We start from the raw sequence: 23400 nt of genomic DNA on the forward strand, positions 1-23400 counted from the left end.
TCTCGGCGAAACCGCTTGCGATCAATACCTTAAGGACCTTAAGGTATAGTTATGAGCAAGGAAGTAGGCATCGAGCAAGCCCGCAAGACCCTGGGCGACCTCGCCAACGAAGTCCGCTTCACGGGTAACGACATCGTCCTCACCCGCAACGGCAAGCCCGTCGCCCGCATCGCCCCGCTGGAGGAAGCCATGACTGCTGGAACCCGTGTCACCGTCCCCGACTACTCGGTCCCGGAGGACTGGGCTCGTGCTGGCGAGATCGTCGAGGTGAACAGCGAGACCGTTGTCGTGGCCCTGGATGACGGGCACCGCCAGGAACTCCCCACCGACGAAGTCACCCCGGCGTGAGCTGGCCAGCGTCCGCAACCACGAGAAGAAGTGCACCGCCACGAAAGGGAACTGACTATGCCCGAGCAAGGCCCCATCGATGATCCCGTGAAAGCCCGGCAGTTGGCCGCAGCCCTCAATCGAGCAGCAGATGAAGCCGACTGGGCCGCAGGCGTCAACACGCATCCAAGGGTTGCGTACAGGGACTTGCGTGTCGGCGACATCCTCGCTCCGCACACGGACTACCGGGGCGACGACGAGTCCGAGGCCGCTATCTGCGTGAGCGTGAAAAGGGTCGGCACCATGGTGAAACCTACCTGGCAGGCCATCGCTACCGGCGAGACGTGGACCTTCATGAATCACGAGGAGTGTGAGCTCACCCTCATGCGCCGCGGGCCTGCCACCGAACAGTGAGGAGCCGATCGTGACCACCACCATCGAAGGGGCCGTCGCCGTGGCCATGGACGCAATTGGCGACGACCCCGACTACGCAGCGGCGCGAGACGCGCTCGCCGAGGCGTCCACCGCGCTGGTCTCGGGCACGACCGCCGAGGTCCAGTGGTACCTGGAGCGGGCCCTCCACCTCATCGACGACACCTGCCCGATCTGAACTCCAGCACCGACAAGGAGAACTGACCATGTCTGAGCTGGCCATCGCTGTGTGGGTGATCGCGGGGCTTTACGTCGGCGCGTGCGTGGTCCTGGGCGGCGGGCAACACCTGCCAATCGCCTTTCGCCTGCCGTACCTGGCCTGGGACGTGATCGCGCACTCGTGGCGTCGGCCGCGCCCCGTTCAGGCTCGCCCCAACTACGCCCAGATCGAGCGGCTTGAACGCGAGCTCGGGCTGGGCGAGACGCACCCCACCAACGACAAGGAGAACTGACCATGCATGAGCAGCGCCGCTACGACGTCGACTGGACCGACGAGAACAACCCGAAGATCGTCCACGCCCAGCCCGGCGACGACGCCATGACCCTGACCGAAGCCCAGCAGGCCATGCGCGACGGCATGGACGAGACCACCGAGCAGTGAGGACACTGACTATGACCCGCACGAGCTGCATGCCGCCCGTCGGCGGTTCGAAGCAGAGCCACCCGGAACTAACGGACCACTGCTGCCCGGATGGCGAAGTCACGTTCCCCGAGCATGACTACCCCGCGACCGGCGAGGCGCGATGTCGCCGGTGCGACGCCGCAGAGCAGTGAGGACGCCGACCATGGACCCGAAGCACCTGCTGTACGCGATGATCCTGCCCGGCTTGCTGGGACTCGGCGTGATGGCCAGCATCGTGCTGCCGTTCGCGCGAGGAGGCCACGAACTGACCTGGCCCCGACTCCTCGCCGGATGCGGCGCGCTGATCGTTATCCAGGTCGGCGGCGGCTACATCGCAGGCCGGACGATCGGACAGCGAGGACACCGACGATGATGGAAGATGAGCAGTCGCGAAAGATTGCGTCCCTGGACGCTGAGCTCCGGGACCGCATCAGCGAAAGCCGGGAGCTGCGTAGCGAAATCGGCAGGACCCTCCGCCTGATCGAAAGAGGGGACATCGACTCGGCTACCACTTTGTTGCGGTTCCTGTCACGCACCACCAAGAAGTGAGGACGCCATGACCCGCGAAGACGACAGCTATGAGGACTTCGGCACCGAAGAGGTCCCGGACGACTACTGCCTCTTCCACCCCGCTGGCGGATGCTCGCCGGCGGACCACTTCGCCGACACCGAGCAGTGAGGACACCAGCCGATGAGCTTTGAGATCAACCTGCACTTCCCGGACGGGGACTACACCGTGAAGATGCCCGCCGTGCCGCGCAAGGGCGAGACGATTGAGTGGGAGACCACCGACGAGCGCGCAAGCATCTGGACTGTCACCGCTGTCGAGTACACGGCCTACCCAGACCAGGAAGGCTCGATCAACCTGACGCTGGACCCGCCCGAGCAGCCCTAGCTCGCACAGACCGATGCCCCGCCAGTCGAAGTGGCGGGGCATCGGCATGCCCAGGGTACTGGCCGGTCTGGTCAGCAGCGGAGCCAGGCGGGCTCCAGGGCGCGGACTTCGTCCCGATATGCCTGGACGATGGCGAAGAATCCATCAGGATCGTCGTCGATCATGGCGAGGAGTTCGGCGTACAGGTCGTGCGCCTCGGCCGTCATCTCGTATGGGCAGGCGCCCGAGGAGCATTGCCACCATTCAACTGAGGCGCTGATCAGCGTGCCGCCGCACTGCGGGCACGGCAGGGGCGCTACTGCGGCTTCGAGGTCCCGCAGGGGTAGCAGATCGCCCAACCGTCCTGGGTGTTGGTCATCTGCTGTCCGCACTTGTCGCATGTTGCCCTGGTCTCGTACAGATCCGTCGCGCACTGCATCGGTCCTCCACTTGAGAGTGGTGATTGTGCCACCGACCGGCGAGTAGCGGCAGTTCGCGAACCGCCCCGCGTCCGGCGGGGGCTCGGTTGTTTGTGCGGCTGGCCGCCGCGTGCACCGCGGCGGCCAGCCGTCCCGCGGCGCCTCGGGGGCGTCGGGCTGCGGGGGTCAGGAGTCGGCGCGGGCTACGGACTGACCGAGGAGCCATTCGCAGTCGCGGGCGAGGAGCTGCACCTGCACCAGCGCCGCGAACGGATCGACGGGCAGCGGCTGCTCGGCCTGCCGGGCGATGCCGTCCAGGCGGGCGGCACGCTGGTACCAGGCCGTGCCGCCGCGCCACAGGCGGTCGGCGTCCCCGCGGGCGATCGGCAGCAGCAGGGCGACATGCCCACGGAGTGCCTCATGCAAGGCGGTCATTGCGTCGCGGTCGAGCGGGCCAGCGCTGAGCAGCAGTCCGAGGCGGACCGTCTCCCGGATGGTGTCCGTGTCGATCGGTTCGACGCCTGTGGATTCCCGCGGCTCGCGTTGGCCGGCCTGTGTGGTCACTGCGGCCTCCGGGTCCGGTGCTGCGGACAGGCCACGATGAACCAGATGCGAACGCCGCCGCCACCGACCGGGGTAGTGACCGATCCAGCCGGTGTGAGGGTGCTGTGGGCGGCGCCGCACCAGTAGCACGCCTCGCCGTGCAGCCGGACGATACTCACCTCGGGGTCTGCGGACGGAACGTCTGGTGGAGCTGTCGTTGCAGTCACACTCTCTCCCTGTGCCGGTGGACTCAGGGAGAGATTCGTCCCGCAGGTACCCCTCAAGTACCCCTGCGAGGGGTACCCATCAGCTGATGGAGGCGTGGCACCACTCGGCGAAGTTCGACAGGGACTCGGCGTCCCCCCTCTTCAACCGGCGCAGGGTGGCGGCGTCCTCCCTCACCCACCGGTGCTCCCGCGCGTGTTGAGGCGCGATCCGCCTCGCCACCTTCAGCGACTCGAACGCCGCGTCCGGGCGGCCGGACCAGAGCTGGGCGCGACCGAGTTCGATATAGAAGCCCGACCGTCGTTCGGCTGGCAGTTCCCGCGGGGGCTTCCACTCCCGAGCCAGCTTCAGCGCGCGGCCCACGTGGTCGTCGCCCAGGCTCACGGCCACCGACACCTCATGGACCCGGACGCTGTTCGGCCCGAACGCCGTGCCCCGGTAGACGCCCTCCGGTACCCGGTCGCCGAGGGCCCGAGCGTCATCCAGGTGAACGTCAGCGGCCGCGCTGTCGGCAGCTCGGCCGGCAAGCACCGCGGCACGCATGTGCAGCGCGCCGCGCGCCGCAAGCACGTCCGCCGAGTCGGCACGCGGAGCGTGGTCGAGGGCACGCTCAAGGGCCCGCAGGCCAACCGTGTATGTCCGGGCGCCGAAGTGCAGTTCAGTCCGGACGTAGGCCACGGCCGCTTCCACGACCGGATCGTCGGCCTGTGCCCCGGCCCACCGCATCAGGTCGAGAAGACGCGCCGAAAGATCCCTCGCGCCGTGCTTGAACGCGACCGCGTCCGCGGCCCGGCAGGCGTCCACCAGGAGCCGTGCTACCGCGGGCCGATCGACGGACGGGGCCGTGCTCAAGGCGCGGCACAGTTCGGCGAGGAGTCCCGGCACGGACCGGGCGATGCGCGAATACTGCGCGCTTAGTCTGAGCCCAACGGTCGTGGACACAGCCTCTCGCAGCGCAGGCAGATCGCGGCACGGCCCATCGTCCGGCTCCTCATATGCGGCAAGGACAGCTGACAGGCCCGGCATCGCTGCATGCACGCGGTCGTCCGGGCGCTCCCGATCCGGCAGGAGCCTGGTGGGGTCGATGTCGAGCGCGTCGGCGATGGCGTCCAGGACGGCGTCGGATGCGCCCCGCTCGCCGCGCTCGATCTTCCTGATGGTCCCGAGGGCGGTCCCGGCGGCGCGCGCCAGGTCGGCCTGGGTGAGGCCGGCGATGCGACGCTCGTAAGCGATGCGGGGGCCTACCCCGCGGTACACGATGCTGGGCATACTGGTCTCCGTTCGGTGCAGCCACTCCGAACGGTACCCGCGCCGTCACGGTCCGGGAACGCAAACGGCCCCGCCCGCATCTCGCAGGCGGGGCCGTTCTGTTGACGGCTACAGGATCCGCACCGCGTCCACCAGGTCCGTCAGGCTCGTGACCCGCACGTCGGCAGCGCGGGCGTCCTCGCTTTCCGCCCACAGGTGCCCGAGCGGGCCCCGCCGCAGGTGCGCCGCGCGGAGCCCCGCCGCCCGCGCCGGGCCGACGTCGTTCTGTGGGTGGTCGCCGACGTACAGCACCTCACCCGCCGGGACCCCGGCCAGCTCGACAGTACGTGCGAAGAACCTCTCCGCCGGCTTGGCTACGCCCCACTCTCCGGACGTGGCCACCGCATCCACCGGCAGGTCAAGGGCCCGCAGCAACTCACCAGCCCGCGCCGTCTGGTTGCCAGCCACCACCACACGGATACCGCCTGCCCGGAGCGCGGCGAGCGACGGCCGAACGTCCGGGTACAGATCGGACTCGCCCAGGGCCTCACCCCGGCCGGCCCGCTCCATCGCGGCTCGCTCCGCCTCCACATCGATGCCCGGCCGGACGAGCCGTAGCGCGTCCGCGTTGTCCCGGCCCTGTGCGACGACCGCGCCGACCAGGGCCGACAGCGTGTGCCTGTGCACGCCCAGCCAGTCCGCCCACGCGCCCCATCCGCGGTCATCGCTGATGAGGGTCTCGCCGATGTCGAATGCCACTGCGCGGATCATGCGAGCAGCCTACGGCGAACCAACGGGCGCGCTGTTGTCGGTGCCCGGCCGTAGCATCGGCGGCATGGCGACCCCCTGCGCAACCGACGCCGCCGACGTGGCGAACGAGGCGATACGTCGGTTCATGGCCGCCCGCGTCGGACGTCCGCTGTGGCCCGAGGAGCAGGAGGAGTACGAGCAGCTGCTCGCCGCGTGGGCCGAGGCCGCCCGCCCCTGAACGTGACGAAGCGCCCCGCCGCCTGCCGAAAGCAGGGGGCGGGGCGTTGCCGTTCAGGGGTACTGGCGTCGCGTCGGGTCAAGCCCCAGGTTCAACGGGCCAGATCCAGATGGGGATGGTGTCGGCGTGGGGTCGGGTGCCCCGTCTCGGCGGCAGACGAGGGCGTCGGGATCGTCGGCCGGCGGCTGGAGGCTGTAGCCGTCGGGGCAAGTTTGCCCATTCTTGCCGTCGGCGCCGTTCTGGCCGTCTTGACCGTCCTTGCCGTCTGCTCCCGGAGGCCCGGCCGGCCCCGGAGGTCCGCCCGCGCCTGGTGGCCCCTGGATGGTGGAGTCCTGCCCGGGAGCGCCGCCCTTGCCGTTTGTCCCGTTGGCGCCAGCCTTCCCCGGCGTTCCTGGCTGTCCCGGCTTTCCGGGCGTGCCAGTCGCGTTGGCCCCGTCCCGACCGGTCTTGCCAGGCTCGCCGCTGGGGCCGGGCGGCCCCTGCGGGCCGACGAGCCCCCGGCCGGGTTCGCCGCGGGATCCCGGCGGGCCGGCGACAGGTTTCACGCCGAGGCCCTGCACCTGCCGGGCGAGTGCGTCACGCGCCTTGTTCGCGGTCTGGAGGTCGTTGTGGAGACCGACGACTTGTACGGCTAGCCAGACGAGGAACAGAAAGACCAGGACAGCAGTGGCTGCGCCAAGGAGTTCTGCCTGAGGCAGTCGCAGTCGACGACGGGACGGCCTGTGGCTAGCACTCATTTTGCGACCACCGCCCAGATCGATATAGCTGCCGCGAGGAGCCCCATGAAGACGGGCACGATCATCTGGTAGAGGCGTGCTTGGCGTTCCCGCTCCCGCCGGTCCCGCTCCGCCATCTGGTATGCCTCGAACTCCCGCTCCAGAGCTTCACGAGCATCGATGGCCTTCTGCAAGTCCTGACTGAGCTGGGTGATGCGCTGGTCCGTGTAGGCGCTCTGGAGGCTGTAGACCTCAGTCGACACGACTTTGTCCAGCCTCGCGTTGATGCCCTGCGCCATGGCCTGAATGTCGATCCGCAAGGCGTTGACGGTACGCCCGAGTTCGCCCACGGACAGCTCCTCGGGCACGGTCATCTCCGGTCAGTCGCCAGCAACGGTGGCCGCGGGGGTGCTGCGTCCCCCGCTGGACGTGCCGACCTCTATGCCGGGAGCGATGCCGGACGGGCGCCACAGGGTGTGGTAGGCGACGCCGATGGCGACTGCGGCCGTGAGCATGCAGGTCGTGATGGTCTGGCCGGAGAGCTGGTCGTTGAAGTAAGCGGTGCCGAGGCCAACGATCGCGGCCCAGGCAAGCATGATGAGCGCCTTCAGCGGGCCGGCGAACCGCGGCTGCTGCACGATCGCGATGACGGGCGGGGACAGGTAGCCGAGGGCCGCAGCCCACAGTTCAGCATCAGACATGACGGGATCCGTTTCTGGAGGAGGATCTAGACGTTGGGGACGTGGAGCTTGCCCCAGCTGGTCGGCCCGGGGATGCCGTCGGCGGCGGTTCCGGCGTAGCCGAGCTTCCGCTGCCAAGCGGCGTAGGACCGTTCATCGCCCGAGCCCCACACATCCGCGTTGGTCTGCGAGACGTATTTGTTGCAGCCCTCGGCGACGAGCCGGTGATGCATCGCCGCGATGATCGGCGACTTGCGGCCGGACCGGAAGAACGAGGCGCCGGGAAACGGCTCGTAGGACGGGGCCGGGCTACCGCCGCCCGCGGCCTTGATGATGGCGGCGCGCTGTGCCTTGATCGGGTTGCCGGGGCAGTCGTAGTGCCCGCCCCATGCTGCGCCGCCCATGCCGTGCCAGCCGACACCGCGACCGTCGACACTGTCCGTGACCTGTAGCGCGACGCCATGGGTTTCGTGCATCCAGGCGACGATGCTGGCGGTTGCGGCGAGCTGCTTGGCGGTGAGGGAGTCGCCTCCCTGGCCTTCATGCTCGATGGACAGCCAGGTGCGGTTGCCGGCCATCTGTGCCCAGGCACGGTCGGCGGTGTCGACCCACTGGAAGATGCGTCCGTCCTTGCCGACGCCGAAATGCGCGGAGGCCTGGGCGTTCGGGTTGCGGAACCAGGAGTCGGAGCCGTCGAGTGTGCCCGCCATGATGTGAAGGACGACGCCGTGGACAGCGTCCTGGCCGCCCTTGGTGCAGTTGGGTACAGGGCGCCAATCGGCGCCGGGCATACGGGCCATGGGTCAGCCCTCCTTGGGGATGTCGCGCAGGTCGGGCATGAGGGCTCCTCGGGGTGAGGGTTGTGTGGGTTAGAGGCCCTTGGCTGTGCGCCAGGTCTGGAATGCGGCGGCCAGTGCAGCGTCAGCGCTGGTGGGGGTGGGAGTCGGCGCGGGTGCCGGGGAGGCGGTCCAGGCGGGCACGGTGACGTCTCCGGTCTGCGACAGCAGCCATGACAGGTCCGCGGCGGTGAGATAGCCCCAGCCGTCCTGGCCCCAGCTCGCGCCCCAGCTGTTCGGCACCCAGTACTCGCCGGTGGTCGCGTCAAACCGGGAGAGTTCCAGTTCGTGGCCGCCGGCTTCCCCGGAGTTCTTGTCGACCTTGATGCGGCCGTCGCTGGCCGTGTCGAACATCGACTTCATCCAAGGGATGCCGATGAGGACCGGGCCGGCCTGGAGGGCCGAGTTGAGGGCGTCCAGGGAGAAGGCGTGGGTGTAGCCGCTGGCCAGTCCGAGCGCCTTGAGTGCCTTGGCCACGCCGATGCCGGACGAGCCGGTGTCGGTGGGCGGGTACTGGCCGGTGACGCCGTCGAGGATGGTGGCCAGGGAGTACAGGGCGACCGCGAACGCCTCGTCGAGGGGGTACTCCCCCGCGGTGAAAAGCCCGCGTGAGGCTGCGGCGCCTGCGGCCGAGATGGTGGCCGTCGTAGTGGCGGTCCGTCCAGCCGAGTCGGTCGCGAGCGCGCCGGTCGCCGCGTTGCCCGTGCAGCTGCCGAGCTGCCCCTGGTCGAGAATCGGGACCCGTCGCGCCCATTCGACGGACTTGATCGCCGAGGTTGGGAGGACGCCATGCGCGTACCGAAGCGACCGGGGGTCGTGCTCGATGTGGCGGCCGAGTGGCGGCCGGCCGGCATTGGAAACGGACAAGAGGCGCAGGCGCACAGGGCCCTCCGGGCATGAAAAAGGCCCCATGCGGGGCGGGGTGAGAAGCGGGCTGTCTATCTGCTGAGCCAGATGACACGGAGGCTCGGGGCGAAATCTGTCACCGAGGTATTCAGGGCCGATCCGGTGCTCTGCGAGGCGTGAACCTCGACGTAGTCGGTGGTGCCGTTCAGCACCACGATCGTCGACGTGGAGTTTCCGGCGAGGACTGAGGTGGTTGCGTCGCTGCCTACGCTGCTACCGGGGACGCGCGTGCCGTTGAGCGCGATGGACGTGCGCCGGTATCCGGTGGCGTTGGCGGCCCAGGCGGCGGTGCCCAGGACGAGGTAGGTGCCGGGCACGGTGGCGGTGTACCGGCTGGTGTTGGTCGTGGTGGAGTGCCCGCCGTCACTATCGATCACCTCGGTGTCGATCGTGAGAGGGGTGAAAGTGCCGGTCGAGACAGACTGGACGGTTCCCTGGTAGCCGGCGAAAACGGGCACCCCGGTGGTGAAGTCGTTGAGGGCTTTGAGCTGGGCGTTCCACAGGGCCCCTGTGATGAACTGGCCGGGGCTGACGGATGCCGAAACTGGGACGATGCGGCCCATGACTCACCTCCTAGTAGGCGAAAGTGCAGTCGTCGAACTGGTCGACCGCATCCCATGTAGTGGGGTCGGTGGTTCCGGCGGGTAGCGGCTCGCAGATGGTGTCGCCGGAGGTGTGGACCTTGGTGGTGGCTGCCGTGAGGGCGATCGTGGCCTGCGTCCATCCCGGGACAGTGCCGCCGACGGAGGCCACGGTGACGGTCTCCTGGTTCGCGCTGCCCTGGCCGAGGACGATTTGTTGCCCTGCTGCGAGTTGCGTGGCCAGCGGGTTGGTGGTGTCCGCCGAGGCGTTGACGGTGATGCTCGTGACGCCGGACGCCACGCTGGTTTTGAGGGTGGTGTGCCAGGCGGCGAAGCTGGCGTATGGGTTGATGTCTGCTGGTGAGCATTGCAGGGTGGCCCACGCGTCGCCGTCGTCTCCGAGCTCCCACGCGATGCTCTCGATGTAGCAGTCCACCGCGACAGCTGGGACTCCGGGCGGGCGCCGCATGACCCGGGCCCGGGTGCCGAGTTCGAGATTGAGGAGGACCGGCCATAGTGCCGGCTGCGCCGAGGGGTGCAACTTGACGCTGGGCACCCGGACGGCGGGCTGCTTGTAGCGGGACAGGAGGTAGCCGGCCGCGTCCTGGCACTCCAGCCCGGAGGACGCATTGATCGTGCGAGTCAGGGTGCGAGGAAAGTAGCTCGCGATCGATGCGGCGTCCTGCTGATAGAACGTCTGCCCGGTGGACGCTTGGGTGACGGTGACCTGGTTGGACAGGTGCGTCGAGTCGTAGTCGAGTTGGCAGTCCTCATACGGCCATTCGCCGAGATCGGCTCGCTCGCCGAGGATCAGCACGGGGTTGAGGGCGTTGTAGCGGGCCGACCGGGACCGGAAAGTTACGGTGCCGGCCCTGTCGACGAAGTGCTCGCCGTTTTCCGTGTCGACCACGGCCTGCAGTGCCGTGACGATGTCCTGCCCCTCGAACGCTGCGGGCCCCATGCTGGTGGTGAGGCCCGTCTGGATCGACGAGGGCCCCGTGTATCCGGAGTAGCGGAGGATGCGCGCGTATCGGGCATCGGTGGATTCGCCGGCACACGAGTTTCGCCACGCCGTGTAGATCGTCCCCGCGTCCGCGATGCTGAGGGCAGTAGGGAACTCGGCGGCATATGACAGGTCGCCCCGGAAGTTGCCAATGGACCAGCCGCCGCTGGTGACGTCGACGTAGGCGCCGAGGCAGTCGCTGATGAGGCCCGTCGGCTCGCTGCTGCTGATGCCCGCCCAGTAGGTGGTCGGGGCGTCGACGGTGACACTCAGCGTGCCGGTGGCATGTGTGTAGGAGGCTATTGCCAGGTGCCAGTTGGAGTCGACCACGCTGACGGATGTCTCGTAGGCGGTGAGGAACCCTGATGGGCCGGCCATCCAAACGGCGAACTTGCCGGAGGTGCCGACTACGAAGTAGAGCTGGCTGCCGTCCGACTGCCCGTTGGCGTGTTGCCGGTCCATGCAGGACCAGAGGAACGCGGCGTAGGTGGGTGTGGGGCCGGTGTACCGGAATGCGAGCATCCTGGTCCAGTCGCCGGTCGGGTTCGCCGGGCCCTTGATTCCCGCCTGGTCGAGCTGGAGGAAGGTGCTGGGGGTCAGGGATGCCACGCCGGGGCTGGGGTTGTTGATGGTGGCGACGGTGCCGCCGGATCCGGTGTAGAGGCCGGTGGTGGTGTTGGCGGCCGTGATGGTGCTCCCGAACGCCCAGGAGCCCGCACCGTATTTGCTGTTGGCCAGCGGCGCGGCCGCATAGTTGCCAGTCGCGTCGGTGGCGGTCGTGCTGCCTTGCGGGTCGTCGAGCTTGTACAGGAACCGCGGGTTACGGTTGGTGATCTCCTGGGTGAGCGGGTCGGTCAACTGCACCTGCGACAGTAGCGAGAAAGCGTCGACACACGTCGGCGCGATGGTGCCGTAGGTGCCGGACATTGCCCACGCCGGGGACCAGCGCTCGACGAATCCGCCGTACATCGGGTACGAGGTGCCAGGGCACGTCCAGGCGGATGCCGTGGGGCCGTGCTCCATCTGCCAGCCGTCGACTTGGATGTTGCATGTGGCTGCGGCTGTGGCGGCAGTACGAATGCCGCACACCGTGTATGCCGCATCCGGTCCGAGGGTGGCAGTGACCGTCAGGGTCGTCCAGTTGGCTGTGGGCGAGCCGGTCAGGGTCACCGTAGAGCCGACGTTGGCGGTACCGACGCTGGCTGCGGTGGCCCCGTAGATGAACGCCGCGACCTGCTGCGATGTGCCAGCGGTGACGTTGCGGGCGCGGATTTGCATCGTGTACGTCTCGCCCGGCTGCGCGCTGGGCCGCGGCGTCCAGCAGATCAGGCCCGGGGTGGTGGTCCCCGATGCGGCCACGGTTCCGGAGGCGACGGGCGCCTGGATGACGGTTCCGCCCTGCCAGGCCGACGCGCTGGCCACGGTCGCGAACGTTCCGGCGCCGGCGGTGCTGCAGTACGTGCTGGGCCCCGTGTTGCCCTGGTCGATGGTGCCGAGGGTGTATCCGCCGAGGTCGCCGCCGGTCGCCTGGAACTGGGACAGGAGGTTGCGGGTGGCTGGCCATTGGGCGCGGATCCGGTAGGGCTGGTAGGGCTGGATGTGCCCGTAGAAGGGGCCGGTCGTGTTGGTGGGGTCGAGTGCGCTGTCGGTGTTGGCGAGCTGGACGGTCGCTTCGGCGGAGCGGATCTGGTCCAGCTCGTACTGTCGGCCGCGGCTCATGCTGGTGGATCCGCGGGTGCGGAGGCTCACGTCGGTGTACTGGTCGTGCGGCGAGTTGCCGCCGTTGCACGTCCAGCGGGCACCCCATCCGTGCTCGATCAGCGGCCAGTTCGGATTCTGCGGGCCGCCGAGCGGGGTGTTGATGTTCTCGATGCTGGCGATCAGGCCGGCGACCTCGGTTCCGCCCGCCGCCGTCTGAAAGGCGAAGGTGAGCCCGGTTGCCGACCAGGTGTACGTGGTGGTGGCGAGGGTCGTCCATGTGATGCCGTCTGCTGAGGTGTCCGCATACCAGGAGCCGGCCGCCTCCCGGATCCGCCACCAGCGGTGAGCGTCCGGCGAGTAGGCGGGCAGAGTGGTGGCGACTGTCGAGCCAGCAGTCTGGAGAGTCAGTTTGAAGACGCTGGCCTCGAGGCGGATGGCTACCGAGTTGTTGGTGTCGAGTCGCAGAACCATTGCGGTGCTGGTGGTGCCTGCGCCGGTGGGTACGGTGCCGATCTGGGCGTAGATCTGGGATGAGGTGGCGTCCCACAGGGTGCTGCTGCCGAAGCTGTTGGTGGCGCCGCTGGTTGTGGGCTGCGCCAGCGTCACCAGGTCGTTGACGGTGTCGAGGGTTGCCGTGCCGGTGATGTTGTCCCACAGCGCCGTGTTGATCGACGGCGTGGTGAAGGAGTCGACGAGCGTACTTAGCTTGACCACCGGGCACCTCCATGTCGTTGGGGCGCCCGGTGGCGCTCAGCTGATCAGCGGCCGTATGGGGGGTACGTGGTCGGGTTGCGCATACCGCGGCGGAGGAACGCGGCTTCGACGTCCTTGGCTAGGCCGTCGACTGTGGCGACGCTGCCCGCGATCTCGAAGGTGTAGTGGTTGTGGATGATGGTCTGACCACCCCCGCCGGTTCCGGCGACCGCGACGCCCGCCGTGCCGACGCCGCCGGCTCCTGCCACGGCGCCTGCCAGGTTGGCTGCCGCCGTGGTGGCGTGGTGGGCCGCGTCGGAGATGCCTTGGGCGAGGCCCTGGGGGATGAACTGGCCGAGGTCGGCGAAGACCCGGCTGGGCGACCGGATGCCGAGCGCCCGCTTGATTGCCGTCTGCATGGACTTGGCGATCTTCGTCATTTGCTTGGCGATCGCCTTCTCCTGCGACTGCAGGCCCTTGATCAGCCCCTGCGCCGACTTCATGCCAGCGCCGTACATGGAGTTGGCGACCGCTGCGCCTGTGCTGTTTGCCGCGCTCTGCATGTTCGACTGCAGCTTGTTCATCTCGGCGACCTGGCCCTTGGTGCCGGCCGCGAGCGCCTGGGCGGTGTCCCCTGCCTGGTCCACGCCCGCCGATGCGAGCTGGGCAACCAGGTCGGAGCGCAGCCCCTTCTTCTGGAGTGCCTTGAGGTTCGCCGCGAACGCGTTCGCCTTCGCCACCTGGTCACGCATGTGCTGGACGACGTCAAAGCTGTTGACGCTACGGCCCTCATCGGGGGACGCGGTGACGATCGACGCGGACTCCATGATTCCCTTGGCGACCGCGTCGCGCTCTTTCGTCCAGTCCTTCTGGACGGCCGCCAGTTTCTTCTGCGCGTCCTTCAGCCGAGTCGCCACAGAGTCCCTGCGGGCGGCCAGGCCGCGCAGAACGCGGTCCTCGCGCGCGGCGTAGCTCTGCAAGCGGCTGATGGCCCGGACGTGGGAGTGCACCCAGGAGACCAGGCCCCGGTTGCGGCGGGCGCTCTTGCTGTCCAGCAGATCCTGGACGCGGTTTTTGGAGGAGATCAGCAGCGACTCGACGCGCCGGGTTGCTGCCTTCACGCGGGCTGTCGACGAGGTGAGGCCGTCGATGAGGCCCGTGTTGACGTAGATGCCGAGCTGCCGGAAGACCTTCGACGGGCTGCTGATGCCGAGCATGCTCTTGAAGCCGGACACGGCGGAGCTGGCCAGGCTCTTGACCTTGTCGACGACGGCGCCGGCCATGCCGGAGATGCCGCTGATCAGGCCGTGGATCAGGTCGCGGCCTGCGCTGACCAGCCATGATGCCGCGCCTGAGAGGGCGTTCATCGCCTTGCTTTTGATCGACGACAGGAAGCCGCCGATGCCAGAGACGGCTGACGACACGGCGTTCTTGGCTCCGTTGATCGCTCCGGTGATGGTCGACCGGATGCTGTTCCAGATGGATGAGGCGACGCTCTTGATGCCGTTCCATATGGACGACCAGGTGGAGCGGATACCGTTGAGGACGGCGCTGATCGTGCCGCGGATGAGGTTGATGTTCGTCTGAATGAACGACTTGATCGCGTTCCAGACCGACACGGCGATCGCCTTGGTGCCGTTCCAAATGCTGTTCCACGTCGACTTGATCGCGTTCAGGGTGCCGGTGATGATCGTCCGGACGGCCAGGATGTTGAGGTTGATGAACGCCTTGATGCCGTTCCACACGGCCACCGCAACGGCCTTGATGCCGTTCCACACCGACGACCACGCCGACTTCAGCGCGCCGGAAACCGAGTTCCAGATGCTGATGAAAAAGGAGATGGTCGCGTGGAACGCGGTCTTCAGTGCGTTCCAGACAGCCAGGCCGACCGTCTTGATTACGGTCCAGGTCATCCGCCACGCGGTCTGGAACCACGTCGTCTTCGTCGCGACCCAGATGATGCCTGCGACGAGCGCCGCGATCGCCAGGATGATCAAGCCGATGGGGTTGGCGTCCATAGCGGCGTTCAGGAGCCACTGCGCTACGGCCGCGGCCTTCTCCGCGACCGCCGACGCGATCAGCGCCACCTTCTGGGCAACCCAGGCAGCGGCGGAGCGGAGGCCGGCCGCGGCGCTCGCTGCCATCGACCGGACGAAACCCAGGCTGGCGAGCGATGCCGTCTTCATGGCCGCGCCGACGCCCTTGATGCTGGAGACCAGCCCCGACCACGCGCTCCGACCCGCCGAGGCAGCCGCAGTCCCGACCTTGCGCCCGAAACTGGCGACCGCGGAACCGGCGCTGTTGGCGCCGGACTTCACGCCATCCCAGGCGTACATGCCCTTCAGACGCACAGTGTCGAATGCCGACTTCGCGGCCGAGGCGGCACCACCCAGGCCTCGACGGATCGCGCCCCCCAGAGAGCCGGCCATGCCGGAAGCGTCCGATGCTGCCGCTGAGGCGCTACGGAACCCCCGGATCACGTTGACGCCAGCCTTGACGCCAGAAGCGCCGAGCTTCGCCATGCTGGCGACACCCTTGACGGCGCTCATCGTCAGCTTGGTGGCGTAGGCGACCACGGACAGGGCCAGCACGCCGCCGATCACTGCGGCCAGGGCCATTGCGACGTCCTTGTGCCGGCCGAACCAGCTGACAGCGCCGGTGACGACCGGCAGGAGCTTCGTGCCGATCTCGATCGCGAGGACGTTGATGGTCTGCTTGGCCTTGGCGATCTGGACGTTGAACAGCTGCTGGGTGGCCTTCCAGCCCTCCACATCCTTGGTGGCATGGCCGTAGGACTCGCCGACCTTCTTGACGCGGTCCTTGAAGCCGCCCATGTTTTCGCCGGTCAGCATCAAGGTCGTGTTCATGCCGGTCGCGCCGCCGGTCATCTTCTTGATGGCGTCGGTGTACGTCTGGGCTGCCGGGCCGCCCTTTTTGAGCTCGGCGGAGAAGCCAGTCGTCCGGTTCTGCAGCGTGGCGTACTGGGACAGCAAATTGGCCTGCTCCGGCGGCAGCCCCTTGAGTGCCGCCCTCCAGTCCGCCACCGAGAGGGAGCCCTTGGAGTAGGAGCCGGCCAGCTTCTGCAGGTTGGGCGGCATCTGCTTGATCATGGTGTTGGCGTCAGCAGCCGCCTGCTTGCTCTTGTTGAAGGCCGACATGAGGACGGTGCCGCTGCTGCCCATCTTCGACAGGACCGTCTGCGACAGCATGTCGAGGGTGCCGGTCAGGCCACGCTTGCCCAGGTGCGTCGACACGTCTGTGGATGAGATGCCCAGACGCTGCATCTCCTGGATCGCCACGTTGTTCGGCGCGGCCAGGTTCCTGATGGTGTTGGCGAGTTCCTGGGTGCCTTCGCGGGCGCTGGTGCCGTGCTGGGTGAGCGTGGCGAGAGCGCCGGACACCTCGGCAAAGCTGATCTTGTTGGCGGAGGCGATCGGCAAAACGGTCGAGAGGCTGCCAGCGAACTCCTCCATCGTCATCTTGCCTTCACCGGCTGCGGTCTTCATGGCGTTCATGACCTGGACGGACTTGTCGGCCCCCAGGTGATACGACGCCATAACGCTGGTCATCGCGTTGGTGACCGACGACAGGGAGGCGTTCTCCTCGCGCGCACCCTGGGCCGCCGCCTTGAGGACTTTGAGGCCGTCGGCGCCGCGGAAGCCCGCCTTCTCGACCTGGTACATGCCGTCGGTGAGCTTGTGCCAGTCGGTACCCGTGCCCGAGGCGATGTCGAGGATGCCCTTACGGACAGTGCTCAGACCCTTGAGGGTCTCCCCCGCCGCCGTGTGCAGCACCATCGTCTGCGCCTGAAAATCGCCAGCCATCTTCACGCTGGCTACCGCCGCGCCGAGGCCCAGGACGCTGACGCCCTTACCGATCTTGGCCGCTCCGGCGAAGACGGTCTCGCCGGCCTTGCGCATGCCGCCGGCGGTGCCGTCCACCATCGAGCGGGCCTGGGTCATCGAGGATCGCAGCTGCCGCACGTCGCCCATCAGGCGAACGACGACGGGGGGCAGCAGGGCGCCTTCGGACATCTGCGCCTCCTCGTGGTGACGGCAAACGCGGATGTTGGCGGGCTATCGGGCTATGGCCGCCCGCCACGCCTGGTGATAGATGGCGGACACGGCGCCGGTGGCGATGACTCGCTCATACGCTGGTGCCACGTAGGGTCGGGCTGGCAGTTCGGTGGCGCCGCCGCGGCCAGTCGGCCCGCCGAGTTCTTGGACGCGCCCGTAGACGGCAGTTGGGCCGATTTGCGCCTCCCATCGGCCCATCCCGAGCGGGTGCGGGCCGGTGACCTTGATGGAGCGTCGCAGGGTCCCTGTCACCAACGAGGGCGGTTCGCCTGGCGCCGATGGAGTTGGGGTGCCCGGGCGGTGGCTCGAGGTCGTCAACTTCTCCTTGATGGCGCCTTCGGTGAGGTGCGCGGCCTTCGCCGTCGCCGACTTGGTCGCGAGGTTGAACGATGCAGTCAGCCGGGACAGAGCCCCCGTCAGCTCCGACACGCCGATCACCTGCACGCTGCCTGTCACGGGTCACCTCCTGGCGTTGCGTTCCGCTTCACGCTCGGCCCGCTCCTGGGCCGCCTCTCGGGCTTCGTCGACGACCATTGCCATGCGTGGCAGGCGGGCGTCGAGCCACGCCGGGATTTCGTCTACCTGCTGTGGCGTCCATCGGTATCGCTCGGCGTACCAGAGGTAGTCGTATGCCTCGTCGTATGCGGTGATCGGGTGCCCAGGTGGGACTTCGTGTCCCTCCAGCCGTGCTCTTAGGCGGCGGAGGGCTCGGTAGGGGATGCCTCATCCTTGGCGTCCTTCGCGGACTCCTCCGGCCACAGGAGCTTGCGGACAGGTTCCGTGAGTTCCATCAGCTTCTGGTCGTCGGCCAGCGGCAGCAGGTCCAGCGAGTCGGGCGACGCGGATGGGAGCGGCAGGTCGTAGGACCAGTCGATGATGAGGACCTGGAGGATGCCGTCGGTCATCTCGTAGGCCATCGCCAGGGGCTTGTCGACGTCTCCGCTGACGCTGGCCATGGCGCGCTTCTTGTCGCCGCGGCGCAGCGTCATGGGGTCGCGGAACTGGACCCAGGCGCCGGAGGGCAGGTTGTGGCGTTCGGTGGTGGACATGAGGGTGCTCCGAGGGTGTGAGGGTTGGGTGGTTCGGATCAGAAGCCGGTGGCGTTGTTCGTCACCGAGATCTTGATGGGGCTGTAGCCGCCGGATCCGCCCGCGTTCGTCGTCGAGAGGACGGAGACCCATGAACCGCCGTATTCCACCGCGGCCTTGGTACCGTCGGGGTCGACGTCAGTGAACGCCGCAGTGGCGACGTCGAACTGGATGGCGATCCGGTTGACCCCGGTGAGGCCGTTGTCGATCACCATCTGCAGCTGCGGTTGCGTGTTGTTGAGCACGTACAGCAGCGGACTCTCGTCACTGGCGACGAAATTCAGCTTGCCTTCCACCGAGACGCCGCCGCGCTGGATGATGTACGGCGACTGCACGCCGGTCGTCGTGTAATAGGGGTTGAGCTCCCGCTTGATGGTGATCTCACCGTCGGTGATCGTGTTGACCAGGGTGCCGCCCGCCGCCGGGCCGCCGATACCCGCAGTCATCCGCCACGACGCCACCGGCAGGATCGTCGACGGGTTCGAGACCGGGGCCGAGCCGAGCGCCACCGACGGGTACGACTGCGCCTTCCCAGACCAGGTCAGCAGCTCGCTCTCCGCGTTCCACTTGAAGGAGACCTCGGAGAAGCAGGCGCCCGGATACTGGCGGGCGCCAGACGTCGGTGTCGGGCCGAGGAAATGCGTCAGCGTGTGCGTGAGCGGCTGGCCGCTACCGGAGTTCAGCAGACTGTGGGCCTGAGTGTAGGGGCCGGTGGACGGGGCGACCGCCTGCGCGGAGGCGTGCGCGTACTGAAGAGTGGAGCCGGTGATCGGGATCGTGTACGGCCCGGAGCCGGACGGGGTGCCGGTAGTGACAACCTCTGCGGTAGCCCCGGTGCCGATCTGCACGATTGTGGCGGCGGGAATTGACGCGACGCACGAGATGGACGACGCACCGGCTGCCGCGCCCGCGGCGAGGGTCGTCGCCCCGGTGCCGGTGGCGGTCGCGCTGGTGGCCATGTCGCCGAGCACGTTGCGCAGGAAATACCCGATGCCGTCCCCGTAGACCGGCCCGCCGAGATCGAACTCGGCGGCCTTGACGCCGGCGATCTGCGCGAACGAGTCCGTGGCCATGGAACCACGCCACGACTTGTCCTCCAGGAACTTCGGCTGATCTTTCGGCTTGAACTCGGCGACCAGGACCGTGGCCGTCATCGCGACTGGTGTGCCCTGCGTGGTCTCGGGCGCGATGCCGACGAACTGCTTGGCGGGTGCGTATGTGGTGGGAGTCGGCACCGGTCACTCCTCGCTGGAAAGGGCCGGCGCATTGTCGGCGGCCTGATTCGGCTTGGTCTTGCGGGTCTTGGCCCAGCGGCCGTCGTTCGGCGGGCCGAATGGCCAGTCGAAGACGGTGGCGGGGAGTTCCTTGCCGTCGTCCGCCTCGCGGGCCGGGTAGGCGGTCAGCGGCACGTGCGGATAGACGCAGGCGGTCGGGTGCACGTACTCGTAGACCCCCGGGGCCGGGCCGTCCTGGTCCTGCGGCGCCTCCACGGGCTCCGGCGTGGGCGGGGCCGCATCGGCTTCACGCGGGGCGTGGGCTTCGCTCACGGACGCCTCATCAGGGGCGTCCTTGGCCGGGGTGCTCTTTGTCGACATGGACGCTCCTATGCGTTAACGAACTCGATCGCAGCGAAAGACATCTCAAGGAAGCTCTTGGTCAGCTCGGCTTTGGTCTCGGGCTGGCCGTAGCGGAAGTCGATGCCCGCCTGACCCGAGTCGACGTGCTCACCGGCCTGGAAGACGGCGCCGCCGAGGGTCCGGTCGAGGCGCATGTGCTCGACGAGGGCATCCCGCAGCGCGTACACGTCGTCTTGGGCGTCCTCTGCGTAGGCGGTCTTCGACCGGAGGTAGCAGAGCACCTGCACTTCGTAGGTGATCTGCTTCATGCCGCTGTGGGCGCCGCCGAGGGCGATGCGCTCCTCGTGGTGGCGCGGGATGAACACGACGATCTGGCAACCGGTCCGTGCCCCGTCGTCTTGGCCGTGGAAGTAGTCGTTGTGGTCGTCGCGCTTGGCCCACGCCCGCCGGACGACGCCAACACCGGCTGCTGCCAGCGGCGAGGAGCGGTAGGTGCGGGTCTGCTCGTCATAGGGCCCACCGAAATACCGGCAGATGCCGTCGAGCGCAGTCTGGACGCTCACCGTCACCTCACACGCCGGTAGGAGCAGAGGATCCGGCGCGCCTGGTCGACCAGGCCAACGCCGGTACGGCGCGAGTCCTTGCCGCGGGTGGTGGACGCCATGGCCGTGTCAGGAAACTCGTCCTCGGCGCTGGTGTCCGGCCGCAACAGCAGGGCGGTCGTGTACGAGACGACAGCGAGCCGCACATCTGCAGGCATCCCAGAGAAGTCGTGCCCCGCATCGTGGTCGACGACCGTGGGCGAGGTCAGTGTCACTGTGGTCGCGGCGGGGATGGTGGTCGGTGTCGGCGGCTGCCAGAGAGGCGACACCGTCACCGTCTCCTCGGCCCCGGGCTCCCAGATGCGGTACTGGCCGCCCGGCTCGATGCCGGTGGGATCGGCGACCTGCAGTGTGGTCGCGCCGGCGGTCGACGCGGCTGTGAGCTGGGTTGCCACGTGGCCGGCCACGTAGGTGATGCGCGCGAACGTCTCCATGCCGGGGGCTGTGCCGAATCCGAGTTGGAGTGATCCGGTCCAGGCCCCGGACGCCCCGCCCAGGCCGACGACCATGTTGGTGCCGTCCTCCACCCACGCCTGCGGTGAGGCGAGCGAGGTGATGGAGGTGGGCGACCAGCCGAATCCGAAGCCTGTGACCGTGCTGACGGGCCCGTGATCGGCGTGGATGCGGATCATCCCGGACCGGTCGGTACGCGCCCTGGTCAACTGGGTGTTGAGATGCGCACCGAGCGGCTGGTCGCATTCGTTGTCCGCCCACGCCGACGCCTGCAGTAGCAGGTTGGTGAGTACCGCGTCCTGTGCCGCCGGGTCGGGATTGTCGGGGCGGAGGCTGTCGAGGTCGAGGTAGGTGGGGTGGGCGCGGAATGCCGCGGCGGACACGTAGGGCGTGCTGGGCATTGCGCGCCTCCCCTCGCTCTACTTGGTCTCGCGGACCCAGGTTCCGTGTGTGCATCCGACGGAGAACGCGCCCTCGGGCCAGCCGTTCGGCATGCACTCGGTGCACGGCTGGTCGGCCGTCTTGAGGTCGCTCTTCGCCGGGCCGTCGGGTTCCTTGGGACCGGGACTGTCCTCCTCCACTGCGCTCTCGGGCGGGGTGTCGCTGTTGTCGGGCTGGTCGTTCGTGTCAGCTGAGTCGCCCGGCGCCGGCTCTTCCGCCTCCAGTCCCTCGGCCGTCTGCTGGTCTTCGGTCGCTTCGGGTTTGGCAGCGGTGCGCTTCCTGGGCGGCATCAGCCGGCCTCCTTCTCGCAGGCGCCCCCACATCGGGAGCAGGACTTGAAGAACGCCCCGAACCCGCATGAGGTGCAGCGGTAGCCACCTCGGGTCCGGCCGCCAAGGTTGGCGGGGAACGCCCCGTAGGCGAGCAGAGCCTTCTCGTGCTGGGCGTTGTCGACCGTGACGGTGCCGTCGCGGCCTGGGGTGTAGGCGGTGGTGGCGCCCGTCTGGGCTCCCTGTACGTCGATGCCGCGGACCGCCCCGTCGGGCATGCACAGTCGTGCCATGACTGCCTCTCGTTGAGGGTGCCCGCGGCCCCGCACCCTCGAGCGGGGCCGCGGACGATCGGGGGTCAGGCGCTCTTGATGCCGGTGATCGCGCCATTCCAGGCCGGGGCGTAGCAGAGCAGGGCCCCGAACCAGTACGACGAGGACTCGAAGGCAAACTGCGAGACCGGCCAGTCGATGCCCATCAGATCCTGGACGTTGAAGACACTCCACACGTCGCTGACCTCAGAGTCCGGGATGGGCAGGCTGTCCGAGAGGACCACCGAGCTGCCCTGCGGCATCCACGGGTGGACCTCGACGGCGACGCCCTTGCCCGTCACCTCATTGATGATCGTGTTGACGACGTCGCCAATGGTGACACCGGTCAGCTGATCCTGGGTGATCGTCATCCTGTAGTTACTGGACGACGAGCCCTTCAGCGCGTCCGACAGCTGCTTGCGGTCGGACCCGTTCAGCAGCGTCCTGTCCGGGTCCGCCTTCACCGAGTTGTAGAGCGACACGAACGCGTTCTGCCACTCCACGCCGGGGTTGCTGGTGCTCAGCGCGGCGTTGAGGCGGTTGACGTAGCCGGAGTCGGCGCCGGTGCAGATCGGCAGGATGCCGTCGTAGCCGGAGGCGTAGGCCGTGGTGTCGGCCGTCACCGTCGACGCGGCGGTGCCGGAGGTCGGCAGGGCGCCCTGCAGAGTGAACGTGTTGGTGCCGGACTTGCCGGCGTACCAGCGTGCGGCGTCGCCGGGGTCGGATGCGCCGGTGCCCACGTAGACCCGGAACCCGGTGGCGCCGGCGGGCAGCGTGACGGTGACGTCGACGACCTGGGTGGACGGGGCGACGTTGGCCGCGGAGGTCAGCACGGACTGGCCGAAGTCGCCGGCGTCGCTGGTGACCTTGACGTAGATGTTGGTGGAGACACCGGTCAGGGCAGTCTCACCGGCCGCCGCGGAACGGGCGGTCAGCGTCAGGCCGGTCGGGGCGGCAACGGCACCGAGGAAGCCGTTGCCCGCGGTGCCGCGGCCCATGAGCAGCATGCGCTCCTCCAGCAGCATGCTGGAGTACATGAGGCTGGTGCGGGACAGCTGCCGGATGTCCTGGTAGCCCTGGCCCGCGTACTGTGCGGACCACGTGACCTGGTCGGAGACGGAGAACTGCGAGTACGACACGTTCTTGTCGTAGCCCGCATAGGAGATCTTCGGGCCGCGGGCGTAGTACAGCGACTGGCTGCCGCCGCCTGGCGCGAAGTTGTTCTGCGTGCTGTCGGCGATACCGGGGTGGATGTTGCCGACGCCGCCGGTGCCGGTACCGGTGAACCCGGAGATGACCTTGAAGCGGTGGGAGAGGCCGATGCCCTTCTTCCGCGGGATCCGGTTGCGCAGCGGCGTCGGCCTCGGAGTCAGCATTTTCGCAGGCCCCTCCAAGTCGAAGGCGACCAGGCCACCCGCCACGGGCGACGACGTGGTCAGATCCTTGACGAGGTCCGGCTGCTGGGACTTCAGCTCGTCCAGCGCGCCCGTGATGGAGGCGAGCGACTCGGCGCTGAGGCCCTTGGTGATGTCTGCGCTACCAAGCGCCTTGGTGATGGCGCCGTAGGCGTTGGTCGGCTGCTGGTCGAAGGAGATGCCGCGACCCTCGGAGAAGGCCTGGACGACGTCCCCGGGGCCAAGGGTGCGGCCGGGAGCGTTGTCGACGGCGGACATCAGCTCGTCAAAGCGGGTGCTGACCTCGGCCTTGCTGAGCTGCGGGCCCTCGGGGCTGTCACCGAAAAGGACTTCGGCCTTGGGCAGAGCCATAGCACTGCTCCTTTCATGCGAAA

At 68.2% G+C, this 23400-nt stretch carries 30 protein-coding genes; 9 read left to right on the plus strand and 21 right to left on the minus strand.

The window, feature by feature from the left end; translation table 11 throughout:
- The first annotated feature begins 51 nt into the window (after nt 1-51).
- From OIU81_RS02670 to OIU81_RS02705, 8 genes are all read left to right on the plus strand, one after another.
- Nucleotides 52-348 carry a type II toxin-antitoxin system Phd/YefM family antitoxin gene (locus tag OIU81_RS02670; RefSeq protein ID WP_329330709.1) on the plus strand — a complete coding sequence of 99 codons (297 nt, stop codon included), beginning with the start codon at nt 52-54 and terminating at the stop codon, nt 346-348.
- Nucleotides 349-405: 57 nt separating this feature from the next.
- Nucleotides 406-741, plus strand: coding sequence for a hypothetical protein (locus tag OIU81_RS02675; protein ID WP_329143384.1), 336 nt, complete (start codon nt 406-408; stop codon nt 739-741).
- 10 nt (nt 742-751) lie between these two features.
- Nucleotides 752-937: a hypothetical protein gene (locus tag OIU81_RS02680; protein ID WP_329143386.1), complete on the plus strand. Its 186-nt coding sequence runs from the start codon at nt 752-754 to the stop codon at nt 935-937.
- A 28-nt stretch (nt 938-965) separates the two neighbouring features.
- Nucleotides 966-1211: a hypothetical protein gene (locus tag OIU81_RS02685; RefSeq protein WP_329143389.1), complete on the plus strand. Its 246-nt coding sequence runs from the start codon at nt 966-968 to the stop codon at nt 1209-1211.
- A 2-nt stretch (nt 1212-1213) separates the two neighbouring features.
- Nucleotides 1214-1360: a hypothetical protein gene (locus OIU81_RS02690; RefSeq protein WP_329143391.1), complete on the plus strand. Its 147-nt coding sequence runs from the start codon at nt 1214-1216 to the stop codon at nt 1358-1360.
- Nucleotides 1361-1544: 184 nt separating this feature from the next.
- A complete protein-coding gene (locus tag OIU81_RS02695; RefSeq protein ID WP_329143393.1) occupies nt 1545-1754 on the plus strand; it encodes a hypothetical protein in 210 nt (69 codons plus the stop codon).
- Between the two features lie 183 nt (nt 1755-1937).
- Nucleotides 1938-2060 (plus strand): hypothetical protein, encoded by a 123-nt coding sequence (locus tag OIU81_RS02700; RefSeq protein WP_329143395.1) that lies wholly within the window; start codon nt 1938-1940, stop codon nt 2058-2060.
- 12 nt (nt 2061-2072) lie between these two features.
- Nucleotides 2073-2276 carry a hypothetical protein gene (locus OIU81_RS02705; RefSeq protein ID WP_329143397.1) on the plus strand — a complete coding sequence of 68 codons (204 nt, stop codon included), beginning with the start codon at nt 2073-2075 and terminating at the stop codon, nt 2274-2276.
- A 71-nt stretch (nt 2277-2347) separates the two neighbouring features.
- On the opposite strand, the gene OIU81_RS02710 is transcribed toward OIU81_RS02705, so the two are convergent.
- The 5 genes from OIU81_RS02710 to OIU81_RS02730 form a co-directional block, all read right to left on the minus strand.
- On the minus strand, nt 2348-2482 hold the full coding sequence (locus OIU81_RS02710; protein ID WP_329143399.1) for a hypothetical protein: 135 nt from the start codon (nt 2480-2482) through the stop codon (nt 2348-2350).
- 89 nt (nt 2483-2571) lie between these two features.
- Nucleotides 2572-2694, minus strand: coding sequence for a hypothetical protein (locus OIU81_RS02715; protein ID WP_329143401.1), 123 nt, complete (start codon nt 2692-2694; stop codon nt 2572-2574).
- 166 nt (nt 2695-2860) lie between these two features.
- Nucleotides 2861-3238 (minus strand): DUF6415 family natural product biosynthesis protein, encoded by a 378-nt coding sequence (locus OIU81_RS02720; RefSeq protein ID WP_329143403.1) that lies wholly within the window; start codon nt 3236-3238, stop codon nt 2861-2863.
- Nucleotides 3239-3523: 285 nt separating this feature from the next.
- The gene (locus OIU81_RS02725) at nt 3524-4711 is read right to left on the minus strand and encodes a helix-turn-helix transcriptional regulator (protein ID WP_329330712.1); all 1188 of its coding nucleotides are present in this window, start codon (nt 4709-4711) and stop codon (nt 3524-3526) included.
- A 108-nt stretch (nt 4712-4819) separates the two neighbouring features.
- Complete coding sequence (locus OIU81_RS02730) at nt 4820-5461, minus strand: HAD family hydrolase (protein WP_329143407.1); 642 nt, start codon at nt 5459-5461, stop codon at nt 4820-4822.
- A 64-nt stretch (nt 5462-5525) separates the two neighbouring features.
- Here OIU81_RS02730 and OIU81_RS02735 point away from each other — a divergent pair, with 64 nt between their 5' ends.
- Complete coding sequence (locus OIU81_RS02735) at nt 5526-5678, plus strand: hypothetical protein (RefSeq protein WP_329143409.1); 153 nt, start codon at nt 5526-5528, stop codon at nt 5676-5678.
- A 733-nt stretch (nt 5679-6411) separates the two neighbouring features.
- On the opposite strand, the gene OIU81_RS02740 is transcribed toward OIU81_RS02735, so the two are convergent.
- The 16 genes from OIU81_RS02740 to OIU81_RS02815 form a co-directional block, all read right to left on the minus strand.
- Entirely contained in the window at nt 6412-6768 is a 357-nt protein-coding gene (locus OIU81_RS02740) for a hypothetical protein (RefSeq protein ID WP_329143411.1), read from the minus strand.
- Nucleotides 6769-6774: 6 nt separating this feature from the next.
- The gene (locus OIU81_RS02745; RefSeq protein WP_329143413.1) at nt 6775-7095 is read right to left on the minus strand and encodes a hypothetical protein; all 321 of its coding nucleotides are present in this window, start codon (nt 7093-7095) and stop codon (nt 6775-6777) included.
- A gap of 26 nt (nt 7096-7121) precedes the next feature.
- Nucleotides 7122-7874 (minus strand): peptidoglycan-binding protein, encoded by a 753-nt coding sequence (locus tag OIU81_RS02750; protein WP_329143415.1) that lies wholly within the window; start codon nt 7872-7874, stop codon nt 7122-7124.
- A gap of 69 nt (nt 7875-7943) precedes the next feature.
- Entirely contained in the window at nt 7944-8777 is an 834-nt protein-coding gene (locus OIU81_RS02755; RefSeq protein ID WP_329143417.1) for a C1 family peptidase, read from the minus strand.
- A 71-nt stretch (nt 8778-8848) separates the two neighbouring features.
- Nucleotides 8849-9379 carry a hypothetical protein gene (locus OIU81_RS02760; protein WP_329143419.1) on the minus strand — a complete coding sequence of 177 codons (531 nt, stop codon included), beginning with the start codon at nt 9377-9379 and terminating at the stop codon, nt 8849-8851.
- 10 nt (nt 9380-9389) lie between these two features.
- Nucleotides 9390-12815 (minus strand): hypothetical protein, encoded by a 3426-nt coding sequence (locus OIU81_RS02765; protein WP_329330715.1) that lies wholly within the window; start codon nt 12813-12815, stop codon nt 9390-9392.
- 44 nt (nt 12816-12859) lie between these two features.
- The gene (locus tag OIU81_RS02770; protein WP_329330718.1) at nt 12860-16828 is read right to left on the minus strand and encodes a phage tail tape measure protein; all 3969 of its coding nucleotides are present in this window, start codon (nt 16826-16828) and stop codon (nt 12860-12862) included.
- A gap of 42 nt (nt 16829-16870) precedes the next feature.
- Complete coding sequence (locus tag OIU81_RS02775) at nt 16871-17326, minus strand: hypothetical protein (RefSeq protein WP_329330720.1); 456 nt, start codon at nt 17324-17326, stop codon at nt 16871-16873.
- Between the two features lie 236 nt (nt 17327-17562).
- Nucleotides 17563-17919: a hypothetical protein gene (locus OIU81_RS02780; protein ID WP_329330722.1), complete on the minus strand. Its 357-nt coding sequence runs from the start codon at nt 17917-17919 to the stop codon at nt 17563-17565.
- Between the two features lie 38 nt (nt 17920-17957).
- A complete protein-coding gene (locus OIU81_RS02785; RefSeq protein ID WP_329330723.1) occupies nt 17958-19112 on the minus strand; it encodes a phage tail tube protein in 1155 nt (384 codons plus the stop codon).
- Between the two features lie 84 nt (nt 19113-19196).
- A complete protein-coding gene (locus OIU81_RS02790) occupies nt 19197-19553 on the minus strand; it encodes a hypothetical protein (RefSeq protein WP_329330725.1) in 357 nt (118 codons plus the stop codon).
- 8 nt (nt 19554-19561) lie between these two features.
- A complete protein-coding gene (locus tag OIU81_RS02795; protein WP_329330726.1) occupies nt 19562-20098 on the minus strand; it encodes a hypothetical protein in 537 nt (178 codons plus the stop codon).
- Between the two features lie 2 nt (nt 20099-20100).
- Complete coding sequence (locus OIU81_RS02800) at nt 20101-20991, minus strand: hypothetical protein (protein ID WP_329330728.1); 891 nt, start codon at nt 20989-20991, stop codon at nt 20101-20103.
- Nucleotides 20992-21009: 18 nt separating this feature from the next.
- Nucleotides 21010-21321: a hypothetical protein gene (locus OIU81_RS02805; protein ID WP_329330729.1), complete on the minus strand. Its 312-nt coding sequence runs from the start codon at nt 21319-21321 to the stop codon at nt 21010-21012.
- Nucleotides 21321-21593, minus strand: a complete 273-nt coding sequence (locus tag OIU81_RS02810) for a hypothetical protein (RefSeq protein ID WP_329143437.1) — start codon at nt 21591-21593, stop codon at nt 21321-21323. The genes OIU81_RS02805 and OIU81_RS02810 overlap by 1 nt, the downstream gene beginning before the upstream one ends.
- Before the next feature lie 65 nt (nt 21594-21658).
- Nucleotides 21659-23377 (minus strand): hypothetical protein, encoded by a 1719-nt coding sequence (locus OIU81_RS02815; RefSeq protein ID WP_329143439.1) that lies wholly within the window; start codon nt 23375-23377, stop codon nt 21659-21661.
- Nucleotides 23378-23400 lie beyond the last annotated feature (23 nt).

Origin of the sequence: Streptomyces sp. NBC_01454 (assembly GCF_036227565.1) — a bacterium.
Lineage (GTDB): Bacteria > Actinomycetota > Actinomycetes > Streptomycetales > Streptomycetaceae > Streptomyces.